Source organism: Muricoccus nepalensis (assembly GCF_006438825.1).
Taxonomy (GTDB): Bacteria; Pseudomonadota; Alphaproteobacteria; order Acetobacterales; family Acetobacteraceae; genus Roseomonas; species Roseomonas nepalensis.
Map to the genome: position 1 here is coordinate 30,367 of NZ_RCZP01000015.1, position 17,857 is coordinate 48,223.

General features: G+C 65.2%; 8 protein-coding genes and 1 pseudogene. 6 read left to right on the forward strand and 3 right to left on the reverse strand.

Features of this window, described 5'->3' with window-relative positions; translation table 11 throughout:
• Window positions 1-17 precede the first annotated feature (17 nt).
• Together EAH89_RS33450 and EAH89_RS15720 are read right to left on the reverse strand one after the other, a co-directional pair.
• On the reverse strand, window positions 18-1,616 hold the full coding sequence (locus EAH89_RS33450) for an SH3 domain-containing protein (protein ID WP_408906301.1): 1,599 nt from the start codon (window positions 1,614-1,616) through the stop codon (window positions 18-20).
• Window positions 1,617-1,855: 239 nt separating this feature from the next.
• Window positions 1,856-3,084 (reverse strand): annotated as a pseudogene (locus EAH89_RS15720) (IS3 family transposase).
• A 333-nt stretch (window positions 3,085-3,417) separates the two neighbouring features.
• Here EAH89_RS15720 and EAH89_RS15725 point away from each other — a divergent pair.
• The 5 genes from EAH89_RS15725 (at window position 3,418) to EAH89_RS15745 (ending at window position 14,880) form a co-directional block, all read left to right on the forward strand.
• Entirely contained in the window at window positions 3,418-6,804 is a 3,387-nt protein-coding gene (locus EAH89_RS15725) for an AAA domain-containing protein (RefSeq protein ID WP_140884644.1), read from the forward strand.
• A gap of 226 nt (window positions 6,805-7,030) precedes the next feature.
• Window positions 7,031-7,798, forward strand: coding sequence for a hypothetical protein (locus tag EAH89_RS15730; RefSeq protein ID WP_140884645.1), 768 nt, complete (start codon window positions 7,031-7,033; stop codon window positions 7,796-7,798).
• 433 nt (window positions 7,799-8,231) lie between these two features.
• Complete coding sequence (locus EAH89_RS15735) at window positions 8,232-10,940, forward strand: PD-(D/E)XK nuclease family protein (protein ID WP_140884646.1); 2,709 nt, start codon at window positions 8,232-8,234, stop codon at window positions 10,938-10,940.
• Window positions 10,940-14,287: a UvrD-helicase domain-containing protein gene (locus EAH89_RS15740; RefSeq protein ID WP_140884647.1), complete on the forward strand. Its 3,348-nt coding sequence runs from the start codon at window positions 10,940-10,942 to the stop codon at window positions 14,285-14,287. Before EAH89_RS15735 ends, EAH89_RS15740 begins: the two co-directional genes overlap by 1 nt.
• A 173-nt stretch (window positions 14,288-14,460) precedes the next feature.
• Window positions 14,461-14,880, forward strand: a complete 420-nt coding sequence (locus EAH89_RS15745) for a hypothetical protein (RefSeq protein ID WP_140884648.1) — start codon at window positions 14,461-14,463, stop codon at window positions 14,878-14,880.
• 655 nt (window positions 14,881-15,535) lie between these two features.
• Here EAH89_RS15745 and EAH89_RS15750 read toward each other — a convergent pair.
• A complete protein-coding gene (locus tag EAH89_RS15750; protein ID WP_140884649.1) occupies window positions 15,536-15,883 on the reverse strand; it encodes an H-NS histone family protein in 348 nt (115 codons plus the stop codon).
• A 290-nt stretch (window positions 15,884-16,173) separates the two neighbouring features.
• Between EAH89_RS15750 and EAH89_RS15755 the strand changes: the two genes are divergently transcribed.
• Window positions 16,174-16,794, forward strand: a complete 621-nt coding sequence (locus tag EAH89_RS15755) for a hypothetical protein (protein ID WP_140884650.1) — start codon at window positions 16,174-16,176, stop codon at window positions 16,792-16,794.
• Window positions 16,795-17,857: the final 1,063 nt, after the last annotated feature.

Here is a 17,857-nt window from a genome sequence, read left to right on the forward strand (position 1 = left end):
GTTTGGGCCGGTGATCCTCAACGCGCGGTGTCCAGGAGGCTCGAGTGGATCCAGCCCCATGCTTCCGTCCCTCCAACCCGGACCCATCCTGCGGATCGCCCGAAGACATTGAGGCGTGTACCGCTTGAGGTCGTCCGCAACACCTCGGCTTCCCCGTTCGGCGCCGACCGTATGTTCGCGCCGCTCTTGGTCACGATCTGCTCGCGAGCGGGCGGGATATTTCTGGTGGCCGGAGACGTGACCGAGACGGACGCTTCAGCTGTCGGCAATGGTGAGCCTTCCAGGACTGGAGACGGCAATTCTGGTTGGCCCAGTATGGTGGGGTGAGTGGGCTCCGGCGAAGCCGAGTGCTGTGCCGGGGCGATCGATTGTACTGCCAAAGCGGGAGGCGCTTCGCTGGTCGGCGAGGCCGCGCGATCTGGCAACTGACGGGACGCCCAGGCCGTGGCCTGCCCGCCAAGGGATGGATTGCTCAGGACGGCCCAGGCGCAGACGGCAGCGACGGCTGCAGCCGCCGTGTATTCGTGCGCTCGGCCCGTCTGAGGCGGGGGAGGAACCGTGACCACAGGGCGGTTATCGGCGCGGAGGCTGACTAGCTCAGCTATTGACGTCCGTCGATCGGCGACATCCCTTGGAGCCTGTGCCTCCTCAGTCAGGACACGCTGATAGTCAGCGAAGGCGGTCGCGAAGCCCTGTGCGGACTTGAGGTTGCTGATCAGATAGCTTCGCGGAGAAAAGCCTGGCCCTCTGACGATGATCAGGCCGTACCGAACGAAGGGGACGCTCCGGTTGTTGACGTATCGTTGGTCTGGGCTGCCATCCTTGTTGGCGCGTTCCCAGGCAAGGTGCTGGATCGTGGCATCCGCCGCTGGTGAGATCGCCTCGGCGACAGCCCGCTCGGAGTATTCCAGCTTCGTCTCCAGCACGCTCACGAGCGTTGGGTCATCGCCTGAGCGCAGCATGACAAAGCCGGGGTAAAGTTCAACCACGGAGCCGTTAAGTTTCCGAACCGACAGCCCAGGCCATCCGGCGTCCATGAATGCCTGGAAAGTGGGGGCGAACTGTACTGCGTCTCGTTGGATCTGCGGGCCTGCTAAGGGGTGGGATGGTGGGGTTGCAGGGAGTGAGCCAACCTCCCAGGCTGTCCCTGTCCTGCTAAGTTCATCGAACGCAGCGACAACCGCCAGATATGCTCGCGTAACCCGCTTTCCGAAGGCGAAGCGGACAGTGATCCGGCATGCGTTCCGCTGGGACGCGGCTGATTGGAGTTCGGCCTCCGCGATGGCGGCGGCCGACCGGAGCGCAGCCAGGCGCCAGGAGAGAAAGGGGGCAAGCGGAAAGCGCGATGCCCTGGCCCACCTGCGGGACGCTCGGTCGCGACGTGCCAGATGACCGGGCAGTTCAGTTTCAACGCGTCGAGCGGCCTCCGCCGCCAAACGTATTAGGGACCCCACGTCGCCTGAAGAAATCTGCGGTGGCGAATGCGCAGTAGAAGGCTCGGCACGGTCAGAAACGCTGACGCCCGGAGCGGATGCTGAGACCTCCATTCGTCCATCGGCCAAGCAGAACTCGATCCTTGGGAACTTGAACCCGTCTAGCTGGGCACTTGATGTCATGTCGCCACCGTACCAGACGCCTTCCCACACCGTAAGATTCGTCTGACAGCCTGCGCGACTGTCTAGCCTTAGGCAGGTTCACGGTTGCGATAGGACCAAGGCATTGCCATGCCAGGAAGGGATCTAGGTGGACCGTGAGCGGTCAGGGAAGGCTAAGATGAGAGCACCACCCCTGGCAACCGAGCAAGCTCCCTGTCCAGGGTGTACCGCCCGCAGTTTCTGAGACACCTGATTGAAGCCTATGCGGCGAGAGCCACGGGTGGAAGCCGATCCTGGCGGACAGCGTCCGGCGTTCTGAAGCCGTGACGCTCGATGAGCCAGGTTGAGTTGTACGTCTGGCGGAATTCGAGCAGCGCCTGGCGGAGTTGCTCGACGGTGTCGAAGGTCCGGACCCACAGGAGGTTCTCCTTCAAGGTTCGGATGAAGCGTTCGGCGCATCCGTTCCCCTCGGGTGCCCGCACGAAGGCGGGCGAGCTCTCGATGCCGAGGAACGTCAGCTCGCCCTGGAAAGCATCGGACATGTACTGCGAGCCATGGTCATGTCGCATCGACAGGCCCGCCGCGATGCCCTTGGCGAAGCCGCCGAAGTGCTGGCGCACGCCCTGCCGGAGGGGCTCCAGCGCCTCGAAGCGGGTGCCGCGCCGGGCAGCATGCAGGCCGACGCAGCCGGCGCTGTGGTGATCGACGGCAACGAACACCGCCGCCTGGCCCTCGCCAGTCCAGGTGGTGGTCATGTCGGTGCCCCAGATGGTGTCCAGGGTGTCGGGAATGATGGTGCCGTCGTGGTTGCGCGGGCCGCGAGGCGCTCCGACACGGGACGGGGCGAGCAGGTCGTGCTCGCGCATCAGCCGCAGCACTCGGCGGCGGGAGGTCCGGACGCCCTGCACGCGCAGCCTCGCCCAGACCTTGCGGTGCCCCTCGCCATGGAAGGGGCTAGCCGCGAGGACAGCCCGGATCGCCTCCAGCAGCGCCAGATCTGCCATTGGCCCGACCGGGCCCGGTCGCCGGGGTGTCTCCGTTCGGGGCGGCAGGCGATGGCGGTAGATCGTGGCCCGGGCGGCCCGCCAGATCCGGCACACCCGGGCCAGGCCGTAAGGCCTGCCGCTGCTCGGCGAGGTGGTCAGGCTCATGGCCGTGACCTCCGCCGGACCAAAGGGCGGCCATCCTCGAGCGCCGCCACCTTCGCCTCCAGCAACTCGCGCTCGAGCAGCATCTCGCCCAGCCGCGCCTTGAGCCGCTCGCTCTCCAGCGCCTCACCATCAGCAGGCCGCGTCGCCAGGCTTGCCTCGCCGCCCGCCAGAAAGGCGTCGCGCCAGCCGCTCAGGGTCGCCGCGGTCACACCCAGCGCCCGCGAGACCGTCTCCAGGTCCTCGCCCCGGAGCAGCCGAAGTACCGCATCCCGCTTGCGTTGCCGCGACATCCGACCACCCCGGCCAGGACCAGCGGCATCCGTCGTCTGTGTCGTCATCGTGCACCCCATCGGCGGATACCGTCCGCTTGCGGGGCGTCTCATTCAACCGTGGGGCGGAGGAAGGGTGACCTTTCGGTCGTGCATAATGCCCTCCGCAGCGGACGTAAGGACCGCTGGGCCATGTACCTGATCACCGAATGCGAGAAGCCAGGCTACGTACAGGAGAACGTGACGGACTTCACCGAGGAGAGGCAGGAACCTGCTCCTTCGATGAGGGCCATGGCGCCCTGGACGCGCCAGAGCGATTTACCACTAGGTGGGAAGTGCGACCCCGCTTGCGTACCAGATACCGCACACGCATAAGTAATTGAAGATGCACGGAACTCGCTCATGAAATCGGACCCTGGCGCCAGTGCACCAGTCCCGGATGCGTCCAGGGGAGCAAAGCGTTCCTACTCGCCTAAGCCATTCCCGCCACCCCGTTCGGACGGAGGCCTATGGCTTCGCGTAGACTATGAGGAGCGGGACTTGGCGAAGTCCGCCGGTGCGCGTTGGGACCCCACAGCCAAGTTCTGGTACGCTCCACCTAGCGCTGATGACCTGCGCCTTATGCCTTGGATGCCACTCCCCGGGCGGGTGGCACGCAAGGCGCTCGGGGCTGGAAAGATCGTCGGGTACTGGCGCAACGCCATTGGCATCGAAGACCTGGATGCGCTCCTCAAGGAGGATCCAGTTGGTGACGACATCCCCCTCCAGGTACCGACGCCGCTTCCCGATGCTCTCCCAATCGATGTGCACGATCCCAAACCGTTCATGCTCCTGATCGGACGGACCGAGCCGCCCGCCAGAGTCCTGCTCGCCATACCGTTCGGCATTGAGCCGATACACGACCGCAGGGCGTGGGGGCGCCTGACCATTCCTGAAGAGGCGCTGCCGCGCCTGAACGATAGGCTTCTAGATCGTCCGGGAGCGCTAGCCAACGACAGCTTCATCGGACAATCGGACGAGGCCGAAAGCTGGAACCGGGACCAGCTCCAGGCAGAGACCACGGCAGATGTTCAGGAGTGGATTCGGCGTGGGATCAATCTCCTGTCTGTCGTGTCGAGGTGTGACCCGCTCTCCTCTGACCTGACGGAAGCTCCAGGCGCCATGGGCGGCCGCACGCCCCTGGTGGCGCGCCTGGTTCAATACCACGACAAGAGCGGCGCAGCGCAGGGCATCGCCGAAACCTACGACCGGATACTGCAGTACCAGCTTGGCGCGCCGCTGCCGGGATTGATGGACCGCTGGACCGAGAAGGCTGGGCAGCCCCTCGCCCCTCTGGGCGTGGAGAGCCTGATGGCAGCGGCTGACGCCCATCTCGGCCACATGGATTCGCCCGACGACACGGATCGCTCCCGCCGCAAATGCTATCCGCTCGATCCATCCCAGCGAGAAGCCGTGCTGACAACATCGGTCTCCGACATTATGGCGGTTCAGGGACCGCCGGGCACGGGCAAGACTTCTATGATGAAGGGGGTGGTTGCTTCTGCCATTGTGGCACCGCTGCTGCGGGAGGAGGCGATGCCCGGTCCTGCCTTCATCCTGGCGACCGCCGCTACCAACAAGGCCGTTACCAACGTGATCGATGGCTTCGGCGACATCGCGGCCGAATTTGCCATGAACGGACTTCTCCACGCACGCTGGCTACGAGGAGTGCGCTCATTTGGCTGGTTCTCCCCCAGGGCGCAAATCGTGACGGCGTGTCAGGCCGTCGCAGCAGCACTAAAACCGGGCGGAAAGCCTGCCTTAAAGCAGCATCAGGACATTGCCGCCGAGTGGGGACGCTTCCAGATCCTCGCTCGGAGAACTGCGCCTCAGAACGCGCCGCCTCCTATCCCCGAGTATCTCGGTGCGGCATCAGGTCTGCTGGCGCACGGCCTGGGGAAGGCGGAAGAAGAGTGGCTGGCCTGTTTCGGCGTCTACACCGGCCTCGGGGGGCTGTCGGTCGATCAGGCCGCTGCGGAACTGCGGAAGCGTGTGAGAGAGGTGGCTAAGGCCCAACGGGATGCCCGTCAGGCCTTGCGTTTCATCCTGCCGCTGCTGAGCGAGGCCGCTCGTCAACGGGGAGAGTGCAGGCCTGGCGATGTCGGTGCGGAAGCGCGCCTTCCCCAGGTTCAAAGCGACGCGGTGCTCCTGCGCGACGACATGGCTGCTTGGCAGAAGCGCGTGGATGGTCTGCAGGAAGCGGATCGCACGCTTAATCGGGGTGGAATTTTCGGCTGGTTCGCTCGACTGACGGGGCAGCGCGCGAAAGCCGTGCGACTGGTGTGGGATGCCCATATCGAGATGCCAGAGACAGAAGGCGGCGCTGATGATCCGGCACGTCTGGCTCCTGAACTGCTAACACAAGCCCGCGCCAAACTTGTAGAGGCGACCGGGAAGCTGGTGGCCGGTCGTGCGGAAGTCGCACGGCTCCAGGCTGCCGCTGATCGTTGGCGAGCCTACCAGGCCGCTCTGGACCGCCTGAATGCCTGTAAGCGGCCAGTGATAGCGGCTGTCCGCGCGGCCATCTCAATCCGGCGCGCTCCGGGCGCATCGCCCATATCGGTAGATGCGCTCACCGAGATCCTGAACGGGACAGAGTTAGTCACCCCGTCCCAGGTGTTCCATGCCTTCGAGGACCTCATGGACCTCGGACCCCGCGTCATCGCCTTCCATCTGGCTGCGCGCTACTGGGAGGCGCGTCACCTGATGTGGCACCGGGAAAGGACGTCCTCGCCTAGCGGCCCTGTCTTCGAACCAGGGAAGGCACTCCGAGCCGAAATCGATGGCGCCCTCATGATCGCTCCATGCGTAGTGGCGACCGCTCACCGTATTCCTCGTGTTGCCATGGTCATGCGAAACCCCGTGAATGGGATGGCCTGGGGGGTGGCAGACCTCCTCATTATCGACGAGGCGGGGCAGGCGCAGCCCGAGATCGTGTCGGCCGCCCTGGCTTACACCCGGCGCGCCCTGGTCGTGGGAGACATCCTGCAACTCGAGCCGGTCTGGAGCGAGACGGCTGCCAGGGACGACCTGCTGCGCCGCGCCTGCCGCCTCAAGGGGGTGCCCCTGGAGATTGCGGAGGGGCCAGGTTCGGTGTCGCGTGGGTCGGCCATGCTGCTAGCAAACCGGGCGAGCATGCACGAACCTGTCATGCTGTCCCGGCACTACCGCTGCCTGCCAGCCATCATCGAGTGGTGCAACAAGGAGGTTTACGGGGGCCGCATGATCCCTGTTAGGCAACCTGAGCCAGACAACCATATGATGCCGGTGGCCCATGTGGCGGTGGCAGGGCAGATCGAGAGACCCAGGGAAGGATCCCTGCACAATCGTGCCGAGGCAGCGGCCGTGGTGGACTGGATTCGTAAGAACGAAACCGCCATCAGGTCGGTCTCGCGCGGCAAGCCGCTCGGCAGGTCGCTCGTGGTAATCACTCCCTACCGTGCCCATGCCCGGTTGCTTGAGCAGTCGATCCGCAAGGTCCTGTCCTCGGCCGAGTTCGACGGCATGGTGATCGGGACCGTGCATCGTCTCCAGGGTGCAGAGGCGCCTGTTGTGCTGTTCTCGATTGGCGCCACCGATCCTGGTTCAACGGCGTTTTTGGACGAGAAGCCCAATCTGCTGAATGTGGCGGTGTCACGCGCAAAGGAGAGCTTTGTGGTCTTCGCCCATCCCAAGATGCTGGCGCGGTCGGACGACCGACCCGTGGGTAGCTTGGCGCGATGGGTGGCCGCTTACCCGTTCATCGATTGAGGATCATCTGTTTGGCATGGTGGTCCGTGCGGCTTGCTTCTGACGCCAAGGCCAGCTTGCCGGGAATGGCGTGGCTCGACGCCCCTAGCTCACATGACGTCGATGCGGCGACGTCGCTGCAGCTTGCACGCTCCCGCCAGGACCAGAGCGTCAGTATCGTCACGGCTGCTTTGAGCCAGGAGTTTGGCGGCGGCCCCTGGAAAAATTGGATGAGGCGTCCATTGGGATGATTGCGACCTTCAGACGGCTTGAGGCAGCTTTGCGGGAGAGGGCGCCCGCTTCCTACGATCTTGCACAGGCTCTGGCGGACAACACGCGCGATGCCCTAGTCAGCGGTCCCGCGAGTTGCTGGGAGATCCTCTGGGACAAGCCGGTCTTTGCGAACGCGCGAATCTCCTCCGCGGAAGTCCGGGTACAGGCGGCAGCCCCGCACCTGAGAGATGCCTGGCACACCATTGGGCTTCCGGACTCATCCTTTCACGTGCGCCGGGTTGAACCTGGGAGAAAGCGAAAAGCATTCGAGTTGGATGGGGAGACAGCAAGGCTTCTGTATTCCGACTTTGGCATCGCAGCCCACAGGATGCTCGCCATCCAAGGCGCGGCGGCGGCTCTTCGAAAGCGAGTGGAGCGCTCGCCGAGGGCGCCCTATGCCGACCTGGTTGGGGCGGACCTCCTCACTAATGTCGAGACCTTGCGAAAGGAGAAAGGGGAGTACTGGGGCACGATCACAGTGCTTCATTTGCTTACCGACTTTGGCCTAGCATGCAAGCCGGACATTCATCTCGTCCGCTCATTCCAATTTCTAGGGATTGCCCCGGAGATTCGGCTGCGGCCGGGCGAAGTGCCTAACCTGCGAAAAGCCGTGGCGATCGTGGAAGGCGTGCGTGAGCTGGCAGTGAGGCTTCACCCCGCAGGCAACCCGACACCCCAGGATCTCAGGCGCCTTGACGGCCTGCTCCTGGGCTTTAGCAGAAATGGCCTTCTGGAGGGCTAGCGAAACTGGCTTAATATTGGAGTTGCACCCGGCCGAATGAGTGCGCAGCGAGACGCGCCTGAACGCGCATCCTTGCGAGGTGGCAGAGACGGCGAGGGCTGAGCATACCTCACCGTCTCCTGGCCTTCATGAACAGACCCCAACAGGCTTCAGCATCACACTAGGAGGTCTAGCGTGACGATCGCTCATCACGGGACGTCTTCCGAAGTCCAGGTCGAAGCATGCTTATCCGCGCGAGGATAGATCTGATTTTCCGATCGTCTTTCTCGTGCACCGACACCACAACGTACTTGGTTTAGATTTAAGAACAAAGCACGAACAATTACTTAATGATGGTAGTGCGTGCATTCCTCCTGGACTTACAGGTGTCGCTCACGAAACCCTGCGCCCCTGTAGTGGGGAGGTCGCCCTGCTCGGTTGACTAGGGGCCTCCATGCTCAGGCGCACCATCGTCGTTGCCGCGCGTCCCCAGTTCGAGGCGGCGAGGCTGGACCTTGCACGATCGGGTGCGGGTAACGGCGCACGCGTCACCCCGATAGAGGGGCTAGCCGCGCGCCTAGCAGGCGGGCTGCTCAGCCCGGTTCAGCCCGATCTGCTGGTCGAGTCCGTGTCCGACGCTCTTCGGGCCGCGACCGACGAGCAACTCGGCGACCTGGCCGAGATCCGGCACCTTCCCGGCGTTCCCAAGACGCTGGCCACCAGCTTGCGCCGCGCCTGGGACGCGGATCTCGACCTGGAGGCACATGCCGGTCGCCACCCGCGCCTTGCAGCCCTGGCGCGCATTGAGGCAGCGGTGCTCGATCGGTTGCCCAAGGGGCAGTTGAAGCCCGCTGATCTCGTCCGCCGAGCGCTCGGCAGGCTGGAGCATGCGCCAGCCATGGTCGGCGCTGTCGAGCTGCGGCACCTTCCGGACCTCGCGCCGTGCTGGCGCGGGCTAGTCGAAGGGCTCGCCACCGTCGTGCCGGTGTGCTGGGACGCCGGGCCATTCCCCGTGCCGACCTGGATCGTCTCCAGCGGCGTCGAGGTCCGCCGCGCGGCACCCAGGCACCCGGCAACACGGACGGTGAGCTGCGCGAGCCCCCGCCACGAGGTAGTCGAGGCGATGAGGTGGGCCCGTAGCCTCATAGCGTCCGGGGTCGCCAAGCCTGACGAGATCGCGATCGCGGCCGCCTCCACCACTCCTTACGACGACTTCGTTGCCTCGCTCAGTGAGGAGTGCCTGATTCCTGTCCACTTTGGGCACGGCCGTAACGCGCTGCACACTCCTGACGGCCAGGCCGCGGCGGCGCTGGCCGACGTGCTGCTGCGCGGCCTTTCCCGCGAACGGGTGCGGCGCGCCGTCTCCTTGTCCGGAGCCGTGGGCAGTCCGGAGTTCAAGGACCTGCCCGCTGACTGGTCACGCAGGCTGCCCCCCTCGGCACCACTGGGCGCTCCGGAGTACTGGCGGCACGCGCTCGGGCGCGACGGCGACGAAGCGGTCGCTTCGGTCATTCTGCCGTTCGTCGAGAAGCTCGCGGCGGGACCGGACGGCGCCGCCGAGCTGGGGGAGCGGTTGCTCCGTGGGCCATCCAGGGAACTCTGGCGCCGCGCGCTGATGCAGGCGCCCGCGACGGCGCTGGACCGGGAACTCGCCAGCATCCGCCTGCCCGAGGACCGCGAACGCGACCAAGCGGCCTGCGTCATGTGGATGCCAGCGTCGGCGCTCGCCTCCTGCCCACGCCCCTACGTCTGGCTGCTCGGGCTCAACGCCCAGTCCTGGCCTCGTCCGTCGACCGAGGATCCGCTGCTGCCCCGGCGCGTGCTCGACGGCTTTGTCCTGGAGGAGACCACGATCTCCGCAGCTGACCGGCGCAGCTTCCTGGCAATCCAGGCATCGGCCGGGGCGCAGGTGGTCCGTTCCTTCAGCCGCCGCGAGGCAGGCGGCAGGCGGCTCGGTGTCAGCCCTCTGGTTACCGAGCAGGAGCCGGAGCTCCTCTACCGCACCGGCATCCCGCGGCACGCCATGAGTGAGCCGGACCGGCTGATGGCACGGCCGGACGAGTTTTCGGCCACGGAAGAGGCAGGGCGCGCCGACGAATGCTGGCGCGCATGGCGTCACCCCAACATTACCACGCACGACGGCCTCGTCGCGCGCCGAAGCCATCCCGCGATCGTGGCCGCGCTCCGACGGACGCAGTCCGCGACCTCGTTGGCCATGCTCCTGCGCAACCCCATCGGGTTCATGTGGACATACGCCCTCGGGATGCGTGCACCGGAGATCGACAGCGCACCGCTCGAGATGGACGGACGCGCATTCGGCGATCTGGTGCACCAGGTGCTTGACGCAGTGGTGCCGGACCTGCCGCGTGGCAGCACAGCCCTGGATTCGGGGACCGTCGAGCGTCTCGTTGCCGATAAGCTGACCGAGCTCGCCATCCGCTGGGAGCAGGAGCAACCGGTCCCGCCGATGCTCCTCTGGCGGCGGACCCTGGACGAGGTTGGCGCGGTCGCGAGTAACGCGTTGCTCTACCCTCTCGACCCGCTGCCGGGCCAGCGCTCCTACTCGGAGGTCCCGTTCGGGTCGCTCGCACGGCCCGAGGGCAAGGAGGCGCCCTGGGACACGACCGCAGCCGTACCGGTCCCCGGGACGGGGCTGACTGTGGGCGGGCGCATCGACCGTGTCGACGTGGCCGGGGACGGCTCGCGGGCACGGGTGGTCGACTACAAGACCGGCCGGTTCAAGCGTCGCTACGAACTCCGCGGCGGACGCGAGGTGCAGCGGTGCCTCTACGCTTTCGCCGTCGAGGCCTTACTCAGCGGTGAGGCGATCATCGACACCGGCCTGCTCTACCCTTCCAAGGAAGCTGGCGCTCCCACGGAGGGAGAGTACGACCCGCTGGACGATCCGAAGGCCGCGATGGGCAAGCTCACCCAGGCCCTGGCAGCCGCCGAGGCCAACATGCTGAACGGACTCGCGCTTCCCGGCGTGGCGGCGGGCTCCCGCTACAAGGACGAACGCAATCCCAAGAGCAATGCGCAAGGCGAGGTGGACGACCTCGGCTTCGCCTTGCCCGTCGTCCCCGGCACCATGCTCGGCCCCAAGAAATCCGCCGCGCGTGAGCTGCTCGGTCCAGACATCACCGCCTTCTGGGACGTTCCCTGATGCCGCTCGACTCAGCCCTCCTGGAGGATGCGGCCGCCCGCTCCACCGCGCTCACCGCCATCGACCGGACCCTGCTGGTGCAGGCCGGTGCGGGATCCGGCAAGACCTCGGTCCTGGCCGGGCGGGTGGTGGTGCTGCTCGCCACAGGCAGGCACCCGTCCGAGATCGCCGCGATCAGCTTCACCGAGTTCTCCGCGAGCGAACTGCGGGAGCGAATCGTACGGTTCGTGGACCTGGTCGCCGACGGGGCCGTACCACGCGACCTAGAGGCCGCCTTCCCCAGCGGGCCGGACGAGGTGCAACGCGCGAACCTCAGGCGGGCGAGGGAGGATCTGGACTGCCTCGCCTGCACCACCATCCACGGTTTCTGCCGGATGCTGCTGGCGCCGTACCCGGTCGAGGCCGGTATAGACCCGGGCGCCGCGCTGCTCGACCAGGACGCGGCCGAGCTGATGCTCGACGACGAGTTCGCGGGCTGGTTGCGAGACCGCCTATCCGGGGAGCCGCAAGCCGACGACGCGTTCGCTGCGCTCTACCTCGCAGATCCGTCCGGCACGGCCGACGCGCTCCGCAAACTCGCCGGGGCCATGCGGGCCCGCCGTGGCGCCGACGTCGAGGACTGCTCCTGCGTCGCCGCCGAAGCCCTGGACGGCTTCCGATCCGCCGTGTCCGCCCTGCGGGCCTTCGTCGCCGAACTAGCGCCGGGCAGGTGTATCGAGAAGCTGCCTCTGATCGTCGACGCCTTGGAGGAACAGCTCGCCGCGCTGCCCACTGAGGAGACCGCATCGCTCCCCTGGTTCATCGCGCTGCGTCCCCCGGGGTGCTGCTCCACTGCAGGCGGCGACTTCAACGCCTCTTCGCGGGTCAGCAGCAGGACCGCCTGGCAGAAGATCATCGGCGGAGGCAAGGGCACCCAGGCGCACGCCGACGAACTCAGCGACCGGACCATCAAGCTCTACGAGGCGTGCCGGGACGCGCACGGCGAGCTTCGATCGGCCGCCGCTGGACGCATTCTCCACATCCTGTCCGGCGAGGCGCGTCAGATGCTGGAGCGCTTCGATGCGGCCAAGCGGGACGCGGCCGCGCTCGACTTTGATGACCTGCTGGAGAAGACCCGTCTCCTGCTGGCTCGGAACCCCGAGGTCCGCGCCGAGCTAGCAAGCCGCTTCCGGGCCGTCCTCGTCGACGAGTTCCAGGACACGGACCCCGTCCAACTCGAGATCCTCTGGCATCTCTGCGGGGATCCGGCCAGCGCCGAAGCGGGCACGTCCTGGACGGACATGTCCCTGCGTGGCGGATCGCTGTTCCTGGTCGGAGACGCCAAGCAGTCTATCTTCCGCTTCCGCGGCGCCGACTTGGCCGCGTTCCTCAGGGCGCGCCAGTTCCTGCTGCGCGACGACCCGTCCAGCGTCCTCTCCATCTCGCGGAACTTCCGGTCGCGCGTGGGCATTCTCGAGTACGTGAACGAGCGGTTCCGTCCTTGCCTCTCCGCCGACGGGCAGGCCGGGTTCGCGGACCTGACGGCCGACGGCGACGACCTCCTGGAGTCCCCCGGCGTGGCTGGCCTCTTGCTCGAGCTCGAGAAACCCAAGGCGGCCGAGGTGCGCGACAAGGAAGCCGACGAGGTCGCCAAGCTCTGCTTGCGGCTCGTCGGCAGTGCCATGGTTCGCGACCGCGGGGCCGAAGGCGGGCTGCGGCCGTGCGAGCCGCGCGACATCGCGCTCCTCTCGCCCACGGGCACGGACCTGTGGCGCTACGAGCGCGCGCTTGAGGATGCCGGGCTGACCGTGGCGACACAGGCGGGCAAGGGTTTCTACCGCCGCCAAGAGGTGCAAGACCTCATTGCGCTCGCGCGCGTGTTGGCGGACAGCCGAGACCGCCTAGCGCTCGGCGCCCTTCTCCGAGGACCGATGGTGGGCTTCCCAGACGAGGTGCTGCTTGACGCGGTGGCGGCGCAGCCGCCGACGACGGACAATGCCGGGCGTCCTGTCCCGGCGCAGCTCGGCCTGCACATGGACCCTGACCTGGTGCCAGACGAGGGCCTGCGGGGCACGCTGGTCACGCTTGCCTCCCTGGCGAGACGCAAGCGCATCTGCTCCCCGCACATCCTGCTCTGCCGTGCTGTCGAAAGGCTGAACGTCCGGGCCAAGCTGCGGCAGCGCGGGGGACGCGTCGCAGAACTTGCCCTCGCCAACGTCGACCTGTTCTTGGAGATGTCGCGGGCCTACGACGTGCGCGGCATCCGTGCCTTCGCCGAGCGCATGCGCCAGCGATGGGAAGCGGCCGACAAGTCGCCGGATGCCCGCCCCGACGCCGATCTGCGGTCCGTGAGCTTGGTGACCATGCATGCCGCCAAGGGCCTGGAATGGCCGGTAGTCATCCCGGTCAACACCTCCTCCGAGCTGTCCGGCACGGTCGACTACGCCTGCGACGAATTGGGCCGTATCCACATGGCGGTCTACGGCATCCACCCCTGGGGCTGCGGCGATGCGCTGACTCGGGAGGAGCGCGAGGTGCGCTTTGAGCGCGAGCGCCTGTGGTACGTGGCGGCGACCCGTCCGCGGGATCTCCTCATGGTGCCCCGGCTGCCGGGCGGCCCCCAGCCGAAGAGCTGGGCCGCCTTGCTCGAACTGGGCCTCACGGATATGGCCTGCTTCGGCGATGAGTTTCCCTTGGCGAATATCGAGATGCCGGAAGCTTCGCCCAACCTCCAAGACCGGACGACCTTCGACGCCGAAGCCGATCGCATAATGGACGCGACGCCTCGTCTCCGGCGGCTGACGCCCCACCTCGCCGAGCAGGCCGATGCGGGGAACGTCGCGACCTTGGTCGGAGAGGAGCTTGGTGTTGCCGAGGTCAGTGCAACGCGGGGCGGTCTGGCGCGCGGGCTCGTGCTCCACAAGCTGTTGGAGGAGGTTCTGACCGGGGAGACGTCAGAGACCAAGGAAGCGCTTGCAGGACGCGGCGCCGAACTCCTCGCCCAGGTTGCTTTGGCGCCGAACGATGCCGACACCTTGGAGATGGCGGACGCGGTGATGCGCGGGCTTGCCGTGCCGGAGATAGCGGCCGTCCGCTCCCGTCTCGTGCCGGAGTGGCCCGTTGCGGTGAGTCGGCTCCTCGATGGAGCCGAGACGGTGATACTCGGGGTGGCCGACGCCGTGGTGCTGGAGCCGGACGGCGGCTGCTCGCAAGTGATCGACTGGAAGAGCGATGTCGCGCCGAGCGAGAAGGCCGTGACGGAGTACTGCGGCCAACTCAGCCAGTATCTGGGGAGCACCGGTGCGACGGAAGGGCTGCTGGTTTTCCTCTCGCCGACGCCACCGCTCGTGGTCCGGATTAGACCGTGACCACCGGCCCCCCAAGCTTCCACGCGTGAGTGAGCTGGCTGCCTGCGCGGCCGCCTTGGCCGGGCTCTCGGCTAATTGGGGGGGCAGATGCCGTCCGCTGAAACGTCGGGACTGGTCGGAAAGCGGCTTGCTTGTTACGAAACCAGTCATTTCGTTCGCTCTCTGGAGATCTTATGGAAGCTGATACGACCAGTTGCCGTGATCCTGGCGGCCGCAAGCCGATCACGCCCGAAGCCGGTGCATTCTACCTTGCCGCTTGTGACGCCTTGTTGGAGCTCGCCAACGGAAGGACACCTAACGCGGACGACCTTTATCATGTGTCGGAGGCGCAGGGCATGTTCGGCCGTCTGTTCATCCTGGGCCAGCCGGACCGCCTAGCCGTCGAGGAAGCGTTAGGCGCTCCTTCGAAGCAAGTGGCGATGGCGAGCCGCAAGTGGCTCCGGGAGGTGCGCGCCGCCATCAAAGCCAATAAGGACATCCAGCCACTGATGGTTGATCGGCGGGGGGACGATGCGCTGAACGCCCTAGATCTGGCTGCGGAACGCCTGCGAAAGGCGGGCTTCAAGCCCTCACCGGAACCACTTCGCGGCTGACATTTATGGCTGTGTCGTCACGACACCACTCGATGATGCGACCCGTCCGGTGCCGATCCCTGAGTAGCGTGCCTAGTAGTCCTCCCCTGAACCTTCGACTATCCTCCTCCCAGCACTGAAAATTGTCACGATCGGTGCCAATCGGAACCCCGGCCTGACGTGAGTTTTCTGCGTTGACCCAGGGACATAAATCAAGTTTGGGAAGGTTCCAATTCAGCGCTTTTTGACGCCTTGTGGACGTCAAAGCCGCAGAGAAAGAAATCCAGGCGGTGGGGAAGGGATCTGGGCAGCGCTGGCTGCGAGGAAGCAATGCGCCCGTCTTGCGGCCGGGATCCAGCATGTAAAGAGTATTCTGGGTGGATAGGAGGAGAAGGAGCGCAAACTAGATGTGCTCATCTGGTAAGCCCAAAAGGTAGACGAGGGGGCGCGCTCGCTGAAGTTGAGGCGGCGCGAAATGGTATCTAGGATAGCCACGGCGAGAGGCGCGCTTGAACTGATTGGCCCTGAAGGGGAGGGCCCGGTGGCTGTAGTGTGACTTACACGTGGAAAAATCTGCCTTCGACCGTTCTGTTCGCCAGCATGCTCAGTCTGCAGCACCGCAGGAGGCTTCACCTACCTGCTTCTTCAGAGGCTAAGCCGCTGGCGGGGATGCCGATCAAACGGCAAAATCTTGCTTCTTCGCGCCGCGTTCAACAGCTTCTGTGAGCCAGCGAGGCATTCTGCCGCGGCCAGTCCACGTCGCGTCATTTGGTCCCTTGTACTTGATGGCCACTGACTGCCCCGTGTCACCACGTACCTTACGTACCGTGGTCTGTGGCGCAGCCTGCTTGCCAAGAAGCGCATCGAGGCTGAGCCCAAGCTCGGCGGCCTTGCTGGTCATCTCCTCTATGAGGGCTGCCCTCGCGCCCTCCTTCTTGGCTTCAAGGCGAGCTTTAGCTTCCTCTATCAAGCTGTTGAGTTCGCCGACGCTGAGGGAGTCGAGATGAACGCCTATTTTAGCCAACTACGTTCTCCTAGCATACATAGCGCTACGGGCCGCATACCTCGCATTGACCATCACGTAGAAGCCGTTGATAGCTGTTCAAGCTTTAGTAGGAGGGCTGCCAAATCCTGCGCCCAAAAGCCAGCCCCTCGAGCCGAGGGTGGTCAGATGCCGAGGCTCCATTCTCATGAAATGCAATGCCATCATTTCCTGAGCTCTACCCGCGCCAGGAAAGTTCAAATTTTCTTGCACAAAACGCTTGTGTTCTGCAGCACCCGCAACTCACACTTAGAGATTCAAGGAGAGAGTCAATGCCGATCGACCAGGCCGAAGTATCGCAGCTCACCGCACGTTTCTCCGAGGCCCTCCAGGCGGGGCAGATCCGACTTGCCGAAAAGCAGCTCGGTTGCCTTTCAGACATTCTTGCGGAGGCCATTGCGGATGATGAGTTGTCGATTCAACGGCTCTTAAAATCCACACTAAACGAGGCACACATCGTGTTCTCCCGACAAACCATCCCGACACCGGGCACCAGCATTGCACCCGGGGATGCCCTCATGCTGGGCACAATCAGTGCGTTGGGCGGAGTGGCCAACAGCGGAGTTCGTAATCAGCGAATGAAAGAGTTCTCGTCAGCTGGCAGAGATGCTTTTGCTTTTACAGTCCTTCAAGAAGTCGGCCGCTCAAGTGGTCCAGTTTCCAACCACGATATCGCTAAGACCCTCGAAGTTTATGCAAAAGATCTGCGGCCAACGCTTAGCCATCTGCAAGATGCTGGCTTGGTGCGGGTAACGCCCTCCGCCGTTTCGTCTCAGTATACGGTGTCGCGTCGTGGTCTGAGTGCTCTCCAAAACGGCAGCGTTCCCGTGGAGGTCGCTACCGCAGACACCCCGGGGGAAGACGACAAACCGCTCCTTGGCATGCGGAGGTAAGGAGTTGGCTGCGCGACGGGTTGAGGCCTGCCTCAAGCGGGTGGCCGTCGCCGTGAACGACGTCTTCGGCTTTGTGGTTCGACCTCAGCGCATTGAGATGGTCTCAGACGAAGTGGACGACTTGGGCCCTAGCAGTAGGCATTTTGCTCGGGGGCGCGTTAAAATCGCCGAACGTCCTTCCTACTGCTCCGCGGTAGAGGCGGAATACGGCCCCGCGCCGGACCGCAGCAAGGCGCTCAGGATAGTTCAGGGCACCGTAACGCCAAACGCATCCACTCGGAGGCGGTCCCGGTCCAACCCCGCGGCGCTCCACAGGGGCAGGCGTGTCTTGCGGTTCGCAGTGAGCAGGCCTTGAACGCGAGACCTCTACCGCACGTCTCCGAGATAGGAGGCGCTTTGCCAAGCTTCGTACCGTCGAAGAATCCTTGGCGCCCTCGGACCACTCGGTCAGCAGCCACTCCTCGTCCTTGAGTTTCGAGCGCAGGGTGTCATGGTGCGCGGGCCGGATCCGTTAGCACCTCATAGTCGTGGTGCTGCAGAGGCTGCGGGAGCAGGTGCCGTCCTCGGGGAGGGATCCACGTATTCCTTGATTTCCATCCCAAGAATCGTCCCACCACCGCGGCGGTCAACGATACGTGCAACGACTACCACAGCAGAGCTGTCCGCCCTCGTAGGATCGCGCCCGATCCATTGTAGAGTACGTCCCTCGTGCAGCGTGTAGGTGGGCTGACCGAACTTGCTTTGGAGTGCGGTCCTAAGCGCTTCGACACTGGTGCCAGGCAGTCTTTGCCCCGAAGTCACACGGGAGAGACGGCCGGTAGAGGTGCGATTGTTGGCACCCCCCGTACCGGAATCGAGCCCAACACAGGCTTCCGACACGTCGCTGACAACGGCCGGAGCATTCGGCCCGCCGCCAAACAGGACAGACTCCTGGGAGGCATCAGAGGGATCTACCCCGTCGAGACCGCAACGGACGATTGAGCCGTTTATCTCGCGCTTGTGCACGGCGGAGGGAAAGTCGGCCACTGGAGCGGCGGCGTATGAAACTGGCTTGGCTGCAGGA

Excerpts from the sequence above, each read along its gene's own strand:
- EAH89_RS33450 (WP_408906301.1), bottom strand. The coding sequence starts at position 1,616 with ATGACATCAAGTGCCCAGCTAGACGGGTTCAAGTTCCCAAGGATCGAG.
- EAH89_RS15725 (WP_140884644.1), top strand. The coding sequence starts at position 3,418 with ATGAAATCGGACCCTGGCGCCAGTGCACCAGTCCCGGATGCGTCCAGG.
- EAH89_RS15730 (WP_140884645.1), top strand. The coding sequence starts at position 7,031 with ATGATTGCGACCTTCAGACGGCTTGAGGCAGCTTTGCGGGAGAGGGCG.
- EAH89_RS15735 (WP_140884646.1), top strand. The coding sequence starts at position 8,232 with ATGCTCAGGCGCACCATCGTCGTTGCCGCGCGTCCCCAGTTCGAGGCG.
- EAH89_RS15740 (WP_140884647.1), top strand. The coding sequence starts at position 10,940 with ATGCCGCTCGACTCAGCCCTCCTGGAGGATGCGGCCGCCCGCTCCACC.
- EAH89_RS15745 (WP_140884648.1), top strand. The coding sequence starts at position 14,461 with ATGGAAGCTGATACGACCAGTTGCCGTGATCCTGGCGGCCGCAAGCCG.
- EAH89_RS15755 (WP_140884650.1), top strand. The coding sequence starts at position 16,174 with ATGCCGATCGACCAGGCCGAAGTATCGCAGCTCACCGCACGTTTCTCC.